This is a genomic window from Anaerolinea thermolimosa (assembly GCF_001050195.2).
Classification (GTDB): Bacteria; Chloroflexota; Anaerolineae; order Anaerolineales; family Anaerolineaceae; genus Anaerolinea; species Anaerolinea thermolimosa.
Genome location: NZ_DF967965.1, coordinates 1,749,051 through 1,763,488, shown reverse-complemented (window position 1 = coordinate 1,763,488; position 14,438 = coordinate 1,749,051). Strand labels below are relative to the sequence as shown.

Here is a 14,438-nt window from a genome sequence, read left to right as displayed (position 1 = left end):
GAACGAACATGCTCACCGGATAAGGTCAGAGACGTCCATGAGTCTGAGGTTTGGGGTAGATCAGAAGTAGCAAAAAAGTGAGGGTAGCCATGGTATTGCACTGAAGTATCGCGGCCTGCTTTTTCGGTCAGTTGATTAACCCGGTTTCGGGCATCTTCGAAGACTGCAAACTCAACCTTTGCGCGCTGAGCGGGACCGGTACGGGTTTCAATGACGTAGGGTGTGGTGGCCTGCAATACATCGGCAATAATGTCGGCTATGGCGGTCATGTCTTCTTCTTTGAGGCCGCGCTGGGTCACCCATGGAGTTCCGAGCCGAATACCCGAAGCGTTGAGGGCAGTTTTGTCGCCCGGGATGGTGTTGCGATTGCAAACAATCCCGACGATATCCAGGATGCGGGCCGCCATATCTCCAGAAAGAGGGGTTCCATTAGGGCCAAGAATGCTTTTACAATCGACATTGGTTAGATGAGTGTCTGTGCCTTTGAATGGAATGCGTAATCCGCGTTCGGCCAGGCGATTGGTGAGGGCTTTGCAATTCTGGACGATTTGAGCCTGTAAATTCCGGAAAGACTCGGTCCGGGCAAGTTTAAAGGCGGTTGCCATCGCGGCAATGGTGTGAACATGCGGGCCCCCTTGCTCACCCGGGAAGACCGCCCGGTCGATCTTTCTACCCAGAGCAGGGTCTGTGGTTATAATACAGGCTCCGCGTGGGCCACAAAGGGTTTTGTGGGTGGTAAACGTGATCACGTGGGCGATGCCGACTGGCGAGGGGACGATACCGGCAGCAACCAGTCCCGCAATATGGGAAATATCGGCTAGGAGCAATGCACCTACAGAGTCGGCAATTTCTCGGAAGCGAGTCCAATCGGGAACCCAGGGGTAGGAAGAATACCCGGCAATAATTATTTTTGGACGATGTTGTTCAGCCAGTTGCCTGACATTATCATAGTCAATCTGTTCGGTCTCAGGATTGACTCCATAATGAACCGCTGTATAGAACTTTCCGGAACGATTCACTGACGATCCATGGCTGAGATGCCCCCCATGAAGGAGGTTCATGCCCAGGATCGTGTCGCCGGGGTTGAGAACGGCGGTGTAAACCGCGTTGTTGGCGGGTGCACCAGAAAGGGGTTGAACATTAACGAGCAGGTGGTCTGGTGTGAAGGCAGGGGTGGCAAATAATTCGGCACACCGCCGACGCGCGAGCGCTTCGACAATATCGGCGTATTCAACGCCTTTATAGTATCGTGGGTCAGCATAGCGGCGGTAATGAGCTAAACGTGCAGGGTAGTCAAGGATGTCCTGCTCGGTCATGGTACGTGTTTCTTCGTCAGGATATCCTTCCGCATATAGATTTTGGAAGCTGGAAGCCAGGGCTTCACGCACAGCCAGAGGGGCAGCGCTCTCGCTTGGAATCATGATCAATTTGCGAACCTGGCGTTCAGTTTCAATCTGGGTCAATTCATAAACATCTGGATCTATATCGGCCAGACCACCGCGAAAGAGAAAATCATTCATGAATGTGCCTCCATCAGGGTTTGCATCGTTGAATCTTAACACTAAACGATGGGTAAAACAACAAGAAAGGCCGTTTTGATACATAACGGCCTTGAGAGATGGGTTATTGGGGTGGTACAAACCTTCATCATACTATCATTGTAGAAAGAGTTTCTCCAATCATTCAAGTGTAAAATGTCCCGGTTTGGCGGGAATCTCAACGTGCCCCGGCACTCTCCCTGGAAAATTTTGCTGGTCTGAGGAGATGCTTGCTAAGAGTGATCGATTGTTTTTTTAATCCACTGGATGATAAAGGCAATTACTTCTTCCTGCTGGGGCTCGTTGTGGAGTTCATGATAAAGGCCAGGCCATTCGCGAAACGTGAGTAAGTGAGAGGGCACTTTCTCGGCAAATTGACGAGTGGCCTGAGGAGATACAAGGTGGTCTTCTGTGCCCTGCATCAACAACAAGGGTACAGGGAAGCGCTCGGCCTGGCTCATCACCCATGGCCCGGTTTGAATGAGGTCAAGCCCCAGGCGGGCAGAAATTAAAGGGGTAACTAACGGATCGGAAGTGTAAGCCTGAATCACTTCCTGGTTGTGAGAGAGATTGTTCACGTCAAGGCCGTTATTCATCTGAAGACTCGGTGCGATACGGCTCAGCACCCTTGCCAGAAATACTTTCAAGGGGGGCACAGGGGCACCGACTGCCAGCGCCGGACTGGTGCATATCACACCGGCAATTTCTGGTTGACGCTTCAATGCATAAAATAATACTTCCAACCCACCCAGGCTGTGTCCGTAGAGAAATACTGGAAGATGACTCGATTGTGCCAATGCGACGAAGTGGTCTATGTCATGGAGTGCAGTGTTAAGGCCCGGGATGTCGCCGCGCTTGCCATCACTTCGGCCATGACCACGTTGATCGAAAGATATTATGTTCAAGTGATGTGCAGTAAGAACCCTAGCAACATGATCATATCGGGCACAATGTTCCCCCAATCCGTGAATCAGCACAATACTGGCGCGGGGTTCATCTTCGCAAAGCCAGGAACGGGTATAAAGACGGGCACCGTCCTCTGTTTGCCAGAATGCCTCTTCGATCTTCATCTTATTAACCTCCTGCAGGCTTCACACGGCCATTTCGATGGGTTTGTCTTAACCTCACGGCTCAAGGCCTGTCTTTTTCCTCTAATGAAGGCTAAAATATTCTTCCTTCAGGTCTAAATAATACAGATAGTCTTCAGGGGTAACATTGGGCGGACAGCGATGATCACAAAATGGTATATATCCTCCGCGTTCCACCAGTGGCACCAGGGTATCCATATATCTTTTAATCGCTTCGCGCCCTTTTCCAAGCTCGATTTTATCGAAGCCGCCCATAATGCGCAGGTCTTTCCCATATTCTTTGAGCAATTCAGCCGGATGGGTGCATGAATTAACCTCATAAGGGAACAAACAGTTAACCCCACCTTCCATCATGTATGGCAGGATAGGACGCACATCACCGTCACAATCAATATACCAGAGATCCACTCCGTGAGCATGTAATTTATCAGCAATTCGGCGATACCTTGGAGTTATCACCCTGCGAAACCATTTTGGAGATACGATTGGTCCTGATTTATACGCAATATCTTCCCAGCCGGCGGCAAAGTCAAACTGAAAGTGTGGCAAAAGCTGATCCAACGCCTGTTCAACCAGCTGGCAGGCGGTTTCTACCATGTCTTCAACCATTTCTGGATAATCATAGATGGCGTACGCCAGCCCTTCAAAGGTGAGCATATCGCGGATTTTCCCGATCATTGAGCCAGTCCAGATTCCCAGGGGATAATCGCGGTCGTCGGGATGCTGTTGTTTAAGAGCGTTAACATCCACTTTTCTGGCTGGATCATCCAAGCGAAATCGTTCTGCCTTTACTCTTTTCCAGTCGTTGGGGGTTACAATGCTGGATCGAATGAAGTGGGGAATGGTATCATGCCCGTCCAGAGGGACTTCGGCAAGGAGGCCGTCTTCGTTGATCAAAACCCTGGTTCGTTCTCGAATTTCAACAATCTCACGCTCGAAGGGTGGGTTCATCCAGACGTTACCACCGATGGTAAAAATACGGTCGAAATTAAAAAATTGGTCAGCCTCTTCGTTACAGGTAATCCCGTTTTCATAGAAAAGAGGCCATTCTGTAAAATTTTCATCCCAGTACCCAAATTCCATGTTAAAGCATCGGTCAAAGGGCTGGTAATGCATTTGGCGGTTAAACCGTTCTCGATCGGTCATGGTTCCGGGCCATTTTTGGCGGATTGGCTGAATGATTTTCGTGGGCTTCATCGCTTCCTCAGGAAGGGTGGTTGGCGTCCAGAAAGTTGGAAAACGTGATAGGAAAAAAATACTCAGGATGATTGTACCAGCATTCGCAAACCCAATGATGTTACACTGGTCAGGTTTTTCTGGCCTGGCTAACTTGTCAGATCAGCCATTGCAGGTAAAATTGAGTTGAACCCGATTTTTTTCAGACTGAGGAAAAGATGCTGTCATTGCAGAGAATATTAAACTCACTGAGGCCTGATGCCCCGTCGCTTTGTATGCTTTATGGTGATAAGAGTGGGATGCTTATTAGAATGGCCGATCGTTGGTGTGGGCTGGTTGAAAGGTTTGTGGATCTGTTTGGAGCGGATGGAGATTTATCTCTTTTTTCTACGCCGGGTCGCACGGAGGTGGGGGGAAATCATACTGATCACAATGCTGGCAGAGTGCTTGCGGCGGCAGTGGATCTCGATTTGATTGCAGTGGCAAGCCCGACCGATGACGGGGTTATCACCGTCTACTCGGAAGGTTACCCGAAGGTTGTAGTAGACACCCGAGTGCTGGAGGCACAGGAAGAAGAGCGGTATACCACCGGGGCTTTGATTCGAGGAATTTGTGCGAGGATGCAGGAAACTGGATGGAAAATCGGGGGATTCAATGCCTGTATTACCAGTAATGTGCCGAAGGGTTCTGGTTTGAGTTCATCGGCAGCATTTGAGGTGGGGATCGTTTCCATTCTCAACCACCTCTATAATGAGGGAAGAATCGATCCGGTGACCAATGCGATTATTTCGCAGTATGCAGAAAACAATTATTTTGGGAAACCATGCGGTTTGATGGATCAGACTACCTGTGCAGTGGGCGGGTTTGTGACGATTGATTTCCGGGATAACCGCAATCCGGTGGTGCAAAAGTTAGATTATGACTTTTCGCATAGCAGACATGCGCTGGTGATTGTGGAAACCGGGGGAGACCATGCCGACCTTACCGATGATTACGCGGGGATTACCAGTGATATGCGCTCGGTGGCTCAGGCTCTGGGTGGAAAGGTTCTTCGAGATGTGAGTCGAGAACAGGTTTTGGCTTCGCTTCCTGCGCTGCGGGGTAAAGTGAGTGATCGGGCTTTGCTACGGGCGTTCCACTTTTTCGACGATAATGACCGTGTTGTAGAACAGGTGAAAGCTCTGGAACAGGGGAACTTCCAGCGTTTTCTCGAGCTGGTCAATGAATCGGGGAGAAGTTCTTGGATGCAGTTGCAAAACAATTATTCCATTCGTAATCCCCAACACCAGGGGATTGCTCTGGCTCAGACCCTTACACGATATTTCCTCGGAAATCGAGGGGCTTGCCGGGTGCATGGAGGGGGATTTGCAGGGACGATCCAGGCGTTTGTCCCGGTGGAGATGGTTGAGGAATATGTGAAAAAGATGGAAGAAGTTTTTGGAGAAGGAGCCTGTTATCCGGTGATGATTCGATCCGCAGGATCGGTTCGTTTGAATCTTGAACAGGGAGAATAAAACTATGTTGTATTATGGACGTCAAACCGTAGCATTGAGTAATCCTCATTTTTCCATTGAGGTTCTGGCCGATGGAGGGCCGCGTGTTGTCCGCCTGATTCCTGCCGGGAGCAATGTAAACCTGATGGCAGAAGCACCCTCGGCTGTAGCGGTTACCGAGTGGGGGCCTTACCACTTTTTAGGTGGCCATCGTCTCTGGCATGCCCCCGAAGCTTCTCCCCGCTCGTACGAACCGGATGACTCAGGAGTGCAAGTCAAGAAGGATGGGTTCGAAATGCTGGTAGAAGGGCCAATTGAACCGCATAACCGCGTGCGGAAGTCCATCCGTTTTACCATGGACCCTCAAAAGCCGGTGGTGTATGTGGAACATAAACTGGAAAATCATCATGTCTGGCCGGTTGAAGTGGCCGCCTGGGCTATTACGCAGATGTGTATGGGGGGAACCGGTATTGTTCCGTTACGGAAACCGGGTGTCCATAAGGGATTGCTGGCTGATCGGCAGATTGCCCTGTGGCCTTATTCGGATGTAGCGGATATGCGCTTTATCATGCAGAATGATTGGTTTGCAGTTCGAGGAGAGCCTAAACCTTACGCTTTCAAAGTAGGAGTATTTAATCCCTGTGGGTGGATCGCTTACCTGTACGGGGAATATCTTTTTATCAAGCGGTTTGAAGTGAAATCGGGGCAGTTTGCTGATTATGGATGTAATGCCGAAATTTATGTGATGGATCAATTCCTCGAGATAGAGACACAGAGCCCAATGACGGTCATCGAACCGGGCGCGAGCATGACTCACGTGGAACAATGGGAATTGATCAAAGTGAAATCGACCGATCTGGCGGCGGTGATCGAAGAAGCCGGATTGTATTCTGATTGAATGCGTTCTTAGCGATGGCATAAATTTTGCTCATCTGGGTTTACTATCCTTCTGATACCTGATATTAAGGCATCAGAAGGTTCTATTTTTAAGGGAGCGAGGGTTGGAATGTGGGCATTACTTCGGTCGATTCTGGTTCAGGAACGAGAATATTCCGAGTCCATCGCTGACCTCGTCGAGACCACTCAACAATCGGTGGTTTATTGCGTTCTGGTGTTATCGCTGGTTGGATTGGTCTGGGTAACCGCCAGCCACCCGGGGGAATTGTTGCTTCGAACGACGCCAATCATGGTCCTTCTTCTGGGGCTGGGGGGATTGGTTTCAGGAATGATTCGACGGCATCAATTTTTTCTGTCTCAAATTGTCTGGCAGACTGGGCTGATGGGTTTAATTGTGCTCGGATATTTGCTGTTTGAGATTCCTCAAATCAGTTTGCTTCTGATTTTCCTGCCGCTCATAGGAATGGTGACAATGGGATGGGGTTTTGCACTGGCGGTCGAAGGCGCTGTCCTCCTCCTGGTGCTTTTTCTTGGGCATCATGCCAATCCACCTCTGACCTCTCTGGATCTTGTACTGGTACTTGCAGGGAGCCTCGGAGGTGGTGTGTTGGGCTGGGCGGCAACAAGCGCCATGTTAACGCTGACTGAGTGGGCGATGACCAATTTTCACCAGGCCAGAGTCAATATCGCGGAAGCGCGTCGGCAAAGGGAAGAACTGCTTGAGACTCAGGAAGACCTGCTGCAAGCCAATCGAGAACTGGCAAGGCTCTCTCAACGATTAAAGGTGATGACCCAGATTGCGGAAGAAGCCCGAAGGGTAAAAAGCGTGGATTGGCAATGGCGGGAGCTGTTCTTGCCACCATCGCTCCGGTGATTCTTTATGCCTTTTTCCAACGGCAGATCGTCAGTGGCATTGCCACTGCAGGGCTGAGTGGAAGGTGAAATCCTGTTATGAAGGCAAACACACGCCAGGATTTGTTCCTGGCGTGTGTTTTTTTAATCCAGCTTTTCCCAAAGGAAATCGTAGGCACGACGGCCATGGATGCGATGGCGGCCTTCAAACAGATCGGTTTCCAACTCGCCCGTAGCACTATAAATGGAATAGATCTTTTCTCTGGCATGGCTGACAGCCTGTTGTACTGCAGTGATGGGAAAGATTGGGTCATAATTACCGCTTTCCACAAGTACCGGGCGGGGAGCAATAAGGCCGATGAGGTCATGCATCTCTCCGAAGCGAGCTAAACCAGGGACATAATTGCAGAAACAGTGATCCATAGCCAGAATACTGGCCCGGAACGAAGAATAATATCCGCTGATTACCACGGCGCGAATTCTCTCATCGAGGCAGGCAGAAAAAAAGGTATGCATTCCCCCGCCAGAAATTCCCATGGCGCCGATTCGTTGCGGGTCGACATCATGGCGGGTGAGCAGGTAATCAAGCAGACGGCGGGCGTCAAAAGCGCGCAGACCAATTACCGATCCTCCAAGGTGGATTGCCAGGGCTGCAGTGTGATGGCAGGTTGTAGGCACGGGTTGCCCAATGGTTTGATTCAAATAAGAGAAATCAGTTTGCCTTTCTCCGAAACAGGAAATTTCGGGAGCGGCTACCATGAAACCCCGCTGGCAAAGAGCCACTCCAAAGTCACGGTGGTATCCATCCGGGGTGTTGCGTTCCTCGCCATCTTCCCAAAGGCCAACGATATCTTTAACCCCATAACCATGTCCATGCAAGGCCAGGACCAGCCGATAGGGGGGAGTGACGTGTTTGGGGATGAGAAGGTAAAATGGGAGAAGAGCATGTTGCCATGTCCGTATAAGCCACTTTTCACGGCGGTAATTTCCTTTATCCACGGTTTCCAGTAATTTTGGTTCAAAGGGTGCAGCAGGTAAATTGGTAAACCCGATGGCCTGGTCTAAAGCGGGGCGCACCTTCGCTTGCCAGGAACGCGCCTCATCCATAGTTTGAGCTGTAAATCGATAGGGTGCGTCTTCGGGATGATAGAGTTGCCATAACCCGAATGCAGGTTGGAGCTCGGGGAATTCGCTGGAGCGTAAAATTATGGTGGACATGAAGTAAGGCCTCCCAAAGTGGGTAATCCATTATTTTGCTGTATTCATTCATTATAGAACGGTTTGTTAATGTAGATCGGTATCGGAAAGTCAGTTTTACCAACGGTGCTAAAATTTAACCGGTGATAAATTCAACCAACTCTCCTGAGAAGGGATAATCAGAGGAAAAATGTCAAAAACTCTTTCGATCGGTAAAATTCGTGGTTTACAGCAGACCTCGACGGGGCGAGGAGTCTTTGCGATTTGTGCACTGGATCACCGCAATAATTTGCGCCAGTTATTGCATCCTGATGACCCCGCTGCCACTACCCGCGATGAAATGATCTTTTTTAAAGTGGATCTGGTTCGGGCTCTTGCTCCCGTTAGTAGCGCGGTTCTGGTTGATCCTGAGTTGAGTGCGGCTCAAATTATCGCTACAGGGGCGTTACCCGGGACGACGGGTATGCTGGTGGCAGTAGAGGCTTCAGGGTATTCGGGTAACCCGGATGCCCGTGAGAGCAAAATTTTACCCGGTTGGAGCGTAGCGAAAACTCGCCGTATGGGAGCCAGTGCTGTAAAACTGCTGGTATATTATCATCCCAATGCGCCGACGGCCTCGATGATTGAAACCCTGGTTAGAGAGGTTGCCGATCTTTGCGCTCGCGAAGACCTTCCACTGTTTCTTGAGCCGCTTTCCTATTCGATCGATCCTTCTCGTAAAAAACTCGCTCCTGATGAGCGCAAGTGGGTAGTTGTTGAAACTGCGCGTCGCCTGACGCCCCTGGGAGTGGATGTTTTAAAAGCCGAATTTCCACTGGATATTGAGGCAGTATCCGATGAAATGGAGTGGCGCAAGGCATGCACGGCTCTTAGTGAGGCAAGTGTTGTACCATGGGTATTGTTATCGGCCTCTGTGGGAATAGAAACCTATATGCGCCAGGTCACGGCGGCTTGTCTTGCGGGAGCTTCTGGAGTAGCTGTGGGAAGGGCTGTGTGGAAGGAAGCGACGGAGTTTACAGGGCAAGCGCGTTTAGATTTCTTGAACACTACTGCTCGAGATCGTATGGAGCGTGTGACTTCTCTCGTCAACGCCTTGGCTCGCCCATGGAATGAATTTTATCAACCTGAACCGATCGGTGTACAATGGCACGCTGAATATCCGGAGTGAGAAACTTATGAAGCCACTGAAAGAAGTTGTCCGGCGGCTTATTGACCTGCGAAAGCAGGGACAAAAAATGACTCTGCTGGCAGTATGCCCAAATTCCGGCGCAGTATTGGAGGCCGCAATTCAAGCAGCAGCTTCGCATCGAAGTGTGATGTTGTTCGCTGCGACATTGAACCAGGTGGATCGTGATGGTGGCTATACCGGCTGGACTCCGAAAAGTTTTGTGGAAGACATGCAAAGGCTGGCCAACAGGATAAACTGGAATGGGCCTTTGTATCCTTGCCTTGACCACGGAGGTCCATGGCTGAAAGACAACCAGGCGCAATTTCCTTATTCGAAGACCGAAGCGGAAGTCAAAGAAAGCCTGTTTGCCTGCCTTCATGCCGGATATGCTCTACTACATATTGATACTACCGTTGACCGAAGCCTGCCACCTGATATGGCACCCGCCATTGAGGTGGTTGTGGATCGGGCTGTCTCATTGATTGAAGCCGTTGAGAAGGAACGGAAACTTCATCGATTGCCCGAGGTTGCTTATGAAGTTGGCTCCGATGAAGTCCATGGCGGACTGGTGGAATTTGACCGATTCCGAGAGTTTCTCATCCTTCTAAAGAAGAAGCTCGATCATGCTGGATTGAGTGAGGTCTGGCCAGTATTTCTGGTGACGCAAGTTGGGACGGATCTCCATACTACTCGTTTTGATGTAGAAGTGGCGAAACGCCTATTTGATCTGGTCAGTCCGTATGGAAGCCTGATCAAAGGCCATTACACTGACTGGGTGGAGAACCCTGAGATGTATCCGGAAACGGGGATGGGGGGAGCCAATGTGGGACCTGAATTTACCACGGTAGAATATCTTGCACTTAAGGAATTATGCGTTCGAGAGAATGAACTTCTCGGTGGAAGCCCTGACAAGGCTTCTAATTTTATGGGGCACCTTGAAAATGCCGTAGTCGAATCGGGGCGCTGGAAGAAATGGCTCTTCCCGGAAGAAAAAGGAGTTCCCTTTGAGGAATTATCGAAGGAGCGCCGGGAATGGCTAACTCAAACCGGGGCACGTTATGTTTGGAGTCAACCCGCGGTACGCCAGGCCAGAGGGCGACTCTATGAGAACCTACGTGAAGTGATTTCAGATCCCCATGCATGTGTTGTCGGGCAGATTCAACAGGCGATTGACCGGTATATTGAGGCATTTCACCTGACAGATTCGGCCAGCCTGTTTGAATGACATTGGAGCGAACCAACTCAGGAGATTGAAGCAATGAATAAGGATCGAGTTAAGCTAGCTGTTGTTGGCGTGGGAAACATGGGAAGTTTCCATGTGCGTGATCTGGCCAAACAGGCTACGGCAGAGCTTGTGGCCATTTGTGATATCGACCGGGAGAAAGCCGATCGATATGCCTCAGAATTCGGCGTACCGGCTTTTTATGATTACCGGGAAATGCTTGATCGGGCTACCCTCGATGGGGTAGTGATTGCCACTCCGCATTACGATCATACCCCGATCTCTATAGATGCGTTTAAACGAGGGCTGCATGTCCTGGTTGAAAAACCGATCGCTGTTCATGTGAAAGATGCGCGGAAAATGATCGCGGCTTATCAGGAGGCGCGAAAGGTCAAACCTGATCTGGTTTTCGCCATTATGTTCCAACAGCGCACGTATGGATTCTGGCGCAAAATTAAATCGTTGATCGATGATGGCGAGCTGGGAAAACTGGTACGCACTACCTGGATCATCACGGATTGGTTCCGAACACAGGCCTATTACGACAGCGGCGGTTGGCGAGCAACCTGGAGAGGAGAAGGGGGAGGGGTATTGCTCAACCAATGTCCGCATAATCTGGACCTGTTTCAATGGTTTACCGGAATGCCCAGGAGGGTGGCTGGATTTGCTTCAATTGGGAAGTATCACAATATTGAGGTTGAGGATGAGGTTACCGGTTATTTCGAATACGAAAATGGGATGGTCGGCCATTTCATTACCACTACAGCCGAGTCTCCGGGGACGAATCGCCTCGAGATTGTTGGAGAGAATGGCAAACTGGTCTTTGAAGATGGAAAACTCACCTTTGTGAGAAATCGACAGTCGATGTTTACTTTTTCAAAGACCTCAAAAAGTGCCTTTGATAAAGTGGAAGCCTGGGAGATCAATATCCCCTACCATCATCATGGTGAAGGTGGGCACCGTTTCGTCCTGGAAAATTTTGCAAGGGCTATCCTTTTTGGCGAGCCATTAATTGCCAGGGGTGAGGAAGGGTTAAATTCACTTACCTTGAGCAATGCCATGATGCTTTCTTCCTGGTTGAAAAAGCCAGTGGAGCTTCCTCTGGATGAGGACGAATATGAGGCACGGTTGATGGAACTGGTTCGAACCTCACGCTTTCAAAAACCAGCTCCGGTTGCCCTGGATGAAGATCTCAATAAATCCTTTGGTTTTCATTAAAACAGGGGAAGGATGATGGTGAAATTATCTTTTACCACTTTGGGGTGCCCGGAATGGGACCTGGATAGGATCTGCTCTCGCGGCAGAGAGTACGGATTTGACGGGGTGGATTTTCGGGGTTATTTGGATACGATTGACATTACCACCCTGCCTCTCTTTACACGCGAGGGGGAGCAAACAAGGCGCCGGCTGAATGATGCTGGTCTGGAAGTGAGTGGCATCAGTTCAAGTATTACCGTATGTGTGTCTGAGCGACGATCGCAAAACCTTGAAGAGGCAAGACGGACAATTGCCGTGGCCAAATTACTCGGAGCCAAATATATTCGTGTCTTTGGCGGGGGAGACCTGCGTCATCACAGCCGGGAAGAGCTGGCAACGATTGGGGCAGATATGATGCAGAGCATCCTCAGTTTAGACGGGGCTTCGGAATTGGTCTGGTGCTTCGAAACCCATGATTTATGGATACAATCGCAAGACTGCCGGTTATTACTTGATGCGGTACCTTCTCCGGCGTTTGGAGTGTTATGGGATATGGGGCACACTCCCCGTGTAGGCATGGAAATGCCTGCAGAAACTCTGAAAGCTCTTGGGAAGCGAATTGCTTATACTCATATTAAAGACGCGGAATATAACCCTCGCCATCCTCTGGCAATGAATGATGGGTGGAGATATTGTTTGCCAGGAGAAGGAATGCTGCCCATCCGTGAGGCGGTGCTCCTTCTGGTAGAGAGTGGATACAATGGCTGGATGGTTTTTGAACATGAAAAGCGATGGCACCCTGAATTGCCTGGGCCGGAAGAGGCCTTCCCGGCATTTGTTCGCTGGGCTCAGAAGACGCTGAATCGGGAGGAATAGCATGTATTACAGTGGATTTGCCGATGAAGCGGGAGACTCGCTGGATGTACAAATTCGAGCGACCAAAGAATTGGGGTGGAAAGCTATTGAGGCTCGGAATATCGATGGAGTCAATCTGACGGATCTTTCAGATGAACAATTTGAACGTGTTTACGAGATGCTTTCGGAAGCAGGCGTTGAGGTGGATTGTTTCGGGAGTGCAGTGGCCAACTGGAGCAAGCATCCACGGAGTGATGAAGACTTTGACCGCAGTAAGGCTGAGTTAATGCGGGCCATTCCACGCATGCACCGTCTGGGCACGAAACTGATTCGCGGGATGAGTTTCATGGTTGCTCGGGACGAACCTCCTGATAACCCCGACCTGGAGAAACTCATTTTCGCAAAGGTAAAGCATCTTGTGCGTATGTGTGAAGATGGGGGTGTGATTTATTTGCATGAGAATTGTGCCAATTATGGAGGACTTTCCTACCAGCATACTTTAAAGTTACTGGAGGCTATAGATTCCCCTAATTTCCGATTGGTTTTTGACACGGGAAACCCTGTTGGAACGGATCGACGTATTGGAACGCCACCGTACCCAAAGCAAAGCTCGTGGGAATTTTATGAACAGGTGCGAGAGTTTGTGTTACGGGTGCATATCAAAGATGCAATCTGGAAGCGCGATACCGGGGGAATTTTTGCTGAACTTGAGCACACCTTCCCTGGAGAGGGACATGGTGACGTGAGGAAAATCATTGCAGATTTAAAAGCCAGAGGTTTTCAGGGGGCTTTGTCCATTGAACCTCACCTGGCGGTTGTCTATCACGATGATTCAACGAAGTCGTCTGAAGAAATTCGCTATGCTAATTACATAGAATATGGGCGAAGGTTAATGCGCCTGGTGGCAAGCCTATAAGGTCGGGGGCGGTCCCAGCAGACCGCCCCATTCCTTCACATCAGGTGGTTACCTTGAGCCAGCCGCCATCAATGTAATAGGTTGAGCCAACGCAGTAACTGGCCTTATCGGAGGCGAGAAAAACAAACAGGTTGGCTATTTCTTCCGGAGTGGCGAATCGCCCAATGGGAGCATTCTCTCTGGCAATGTTCTCCAGGTATTGTTCCCAGGTGGTCTCTTTTCCTTCGGTCAGCAGTTTTGCAGTTTTCACCCAGTCAGGGGTCATCACCAGCCCGGGATTGACCACATTGACGCGGATTTTCATGGGGATCAGTTCATTGGCTAAACATTTAGAGAACATCACCAGCGCGGCTTTTGTAGTGTTGTAGATGGGCTCATAATAGAGGGGTTGGGTTGCGCAAATGGATGCGTTATTGAGGATGACACCACCACCGCGGTTTGCCATGCCCGGGGCAAGGGCGCGCGAAAGCCGGACTGCTGCCATGACGTGTAAGTCCCAGTAATATTGCCAGCGCTCGTCGGGTGCGGTAAGAATCTTTTCTTCACTTCCCGTACCTGCATTGTTAATGAGGATGTCGACCCCACCAAATGTGGCATGAATGGCGGTTGTAAAAGCCTCAATATCCTCAACTTTACTCACATCTGCCCGAACACCCAGCACGTGCACACCAAATTCTTTTTCAATCCGATGGCATTCGTCTTGCAATCGGTCTTCGTTCCGGGCGCAAAGCGCCAGATGAACACCTTCTTCTGCAAATGCACGGGCAATGGCCAGGCCGATTCCCACACTGCCGCCTGTAATGGCGGCTACTTTTCCCTTCAACCCCAGGTCCATGCTT

12 protein-coding genes and 1 pseudogene are annotated in these 14,438 nt (G+C 50.1%); 8 read left to right on the top strand and 5 right to left on the bottom strand.

The window, feature by feature from the left end:
* Nucleotides 1-119: 119 nt before the first annotated feature.
* The 3 genes and pseudogenes from ATHL_RS19700 to ATHL_RS07990 all read right to left on the bottom strand — a co-directional run.
* Nucleotides 120-1,520 (bottom strand): annotated as a pseudogene (locus ATHL_RS19700) (serine hydroxymethyltransferase); the annotation flags it as partial.
* A gap of 251 nt (nt 1,521-1,771) precedes the next feature.
* On the bottom strand, nt 1,772-2,608 hold the full coding sequence (locus tag ATHL_RS07995; RefSeq protein WP_062191902.1) for an alpha/beta hydrolase: 837 nt from the start codon (nt 2,606-2,608) through the stop codon (nt 1,772-1,774).
* 81 nt (nt 2,609-2,689) lie between these two features.
* The gene (locus tag ATHL_RS07990; protein ID WP_062191899.1) at nt 2,690-3,823 is read right to left on the bottom strand and encodes a uroporphyrinogen decarboxylase family protein; all 1,134 of its coding nucleotides are present in this window, start codon (nt 3,821-3,823) and stop codon (nt 2,690-2,692) included.
* Between the two features lie 290 nt (nt 3,824-4,113).
* Between ATHL_RS07990 and ATHL_RS07985 the strand changes: the two genes are divergently transcribed.
* The 3 genes from ATHL_RS07985 (at nt 4,114) to ATHL_RS07975 (ending at nt 7,066) form a co-directional block, all read left to right on the top strand.
* On the top strand, nt 4,114-5,316 hold the full coding sequence (locus ATHL_RS07985; protein WP_236822353.1) for a galactokinase: 1,203 nt from the start codon (nt 4,114-4,116) through the stop codon (nt 5,314-5,316).
* 4 nt (nt 5,317-5,320) lie between these two features.
* On the top strand, nt 5,321-6,193 hold the full coding sequence (locus ATHL_RS07980; RefSeq protein WP_062191895.1) for a hypothetical protein: 873 nt from the start codon (nt 5,321-5,323) through the stop codon (nt 6,191-6,193).
* A gap of 108 nt (nt 6,194-6,301) precedes the next feature.
* Nucleotides 6,302-7,066, top strand: a complete 765-nt coding sequence (locus ATHL_RS07975; RefSeq protein ID WP_062191894.1) for a hypothetical protein — start codon at nt 6,302-6,304, stop codon at nt 7,064-7,066.
* A gap of 122 nt (nt 7,067-7,188) precedes the next feature.
* Here ATHL_RS07975 and ATHL_RS07970 read toward each other — a convergent pair whose 3' ends face one another.
* Nucleotides 7,189-8,262 (bottom strand): alpha/beta hydrolase family protein, encoded by a 1,074-nt coding sequence (locus ATHL_RS07970; RefSeq protein ID WP_062191893.1) that lies wholly within the window; start codon nt 8,260-8,262, stop codon nt 7,189-7,191.
* A gap of 169 nt (nt 8,263-8,431) precedes the next feature.
* Here ATHL_RS07970 and ATHL_RS07965 point away from each other — a divergent pair, with 169 nt between their 5' ends.
* From ATHL_RS07965 to ATHL_RS07945, 5 genes are read left to right on the top strand one after another with little or no spacing between them, the layout of a single operon-like run.
* Nucleotides 8,432-9,409 carry a tagatose 1,6-diphosphate aldolase gene (locus tag ATHL_RS07965; protein WP_062191890.1) on the top strand — a complete coding sequence of 326 codons (978 nt, stop codon included), beginning with the start codon at nt 8,432-8,434 and terminating at the stop codon, nt 9,407-9,409.
* A gap of 7 nt (nt 9,410-9,416) precedes the next feature.
* Nucleotides 9,417-10,634 carry a class II D-tagatose-bisphosphate aldolase non-catalytic subunit gene (locus tag ATHL_RS07960; protein ID WP_162787644.1) on the top strand — a complete coding sequence of 406 codons (1,218 nt, stop codon included), beginning with the start codon at nt 9,417-9,419 and terminating at the stop codon, nt 10,632-10,634.
* Between the two features lie 33 nt (nt 10,635-10,667).
* Nucleotides 10,668-11,849 (top strand): Gfo/Idh/MocA family protein, encoded by a 1,182-nt coding sequence (locus ATHL_RS07955; protein ID WP_062191885.1) that lies wholly within the window; start codon nt 10,668-10,670, stop codon nt 11,847-11,849.
* A gap of 12 nt (nt 11,850-11,861) precedes the next feature.
* Nucleotides 11,862-12,704 carry a TIM barrel protein gene (locus ATHL_RS07950; RefSeq protein WP_201797954.1) on the top strand — a complete coding sequence of 281 codons (843 nt, stop codon included), beginning with the start codon at nt 11,862-11,864 and terminating at the stop codon, nt 12,702-12,704.
* Between the two features lies 1 nt (nt 12,705).
* Entirely contained in the window at nt 12,706-13,599 is an 894-nt protein-coding gene (locus tag ATHL_RS07945) for a sugar phosphate isomerase/epimerase family protein (protein WP_062191882.1), read from the top strand.
* A gap of 40 nt (nt 13,600-13,639) precedes the next feature.
* On the opposite strand, the gene ATHL_RS07940 is transcribed toward ATHL_RS07945, so the two are convergent.
* Nucleotides 13,640-14,434, bottom strand: coding sequence for an SDR family NAD(P)-dependent oxidoreductase (locus ATHL_RS07940; protein WP_062191880.1), 795 nt, complete (start codon nt 14,432-14,434; stop codon nt 13,640-13,642).
* Between the last annotated feature and the right edge of the window lie 4 nt (nt 14,435-14,438).

What these genes read in the sequence shown, in the direction of transcription:
- ATHL_RS07995 (WP_062191902.1), bottom strand. Translation starts at nt 2,608, where the DNA reads ATGAAGATCGAAGAGGCATTCTGGCAAACAGAGGACGGTGCCCGTCTT.
- ATHL_RS07990 (WP_062191899.1), bottom strand. Translation starts at nt 3,823, where the DNA reads ATGAAGCCCACGAAAATCATTCAGCCAATCCGCCAAAAATGGCCCGGA.
- ATHL_RS07985 (WP_236822353.1), top strand. Translation starts at nt 4,114, where the DNA reads ATGGCCGATCGTTGGTGTGGGCTGGTTGAAAGGTTTGTGGATCTGTTT.
- ATHL_RS07980 (WP_062191895.1), top strand. Translation starts at nt 5,321, where the DNA reads ATGTTGTATTATGGACGTCAAACCGTAGCATTGAGTAATCCTCATTTT.
- ATHL_RS07975 (WP_062191894.1), top strand. Translation starts at nt 6,302, where the DNA reads ATGTGGGCATTACTTCGGTCGATTCTGGTTCAGGAACGAGAATATTCC.
- ATHL_RS07970 (WP_062191893.1), bottom strand. Translation starts at nt 8,262, where the DNA reads ATGTCCACCATAATTTTACGCTCCAGCGAATTCCCCGAGCTCCAACCT.
- ATHL_RS07965 (WP_062191890.1), top strand. Translation starts at nt 8,432, where the DNA reads ATGTCAAAAACTCTTTCGATCGGTAAAATTCGTGGTTTACAGCAGACC.
- ATHL_RS07960 (WP_162787644.1), top strand. Translation starts at nt 9,417, where the DNA reads ATGAAGCCACTGAAAGAAGTTGTCCGGCGGCTTATTGACCTGCGAAAG.
- ATHL_RS07955 (WP_062191885.1), top strand. Translation starts at nt 10,668, where the DNA reads ATGAATAAGGATCGAGTTAAGCTAGCTGTTGTTGGCGTGGGAAACATG.
- ATHL_RS07950 (WP_201797954.1), top strand. Translation starts at nt 11,862, where the DNA reads ATGATGGTGAAATTATCTTTTACCACTTTGGGGTGCCCGGAATGGGAC.
- ATHL_RS07945 (WP_062191882.1), top strand. Translation starts at nt 12,706, where the DNA reads ATGTATTACAGTGGATTTGCCGATGAAGCGGGAGACTCGCTGGATGTA.
- ATHL_RS07940 (WP_062191880.1), bottom strand. Translation starts at nt 14,434, where the DNA reads ATGGACCTGGGGTTGAAGGGAAAAGTAGCCGCCATTACAGGCGGCAGT.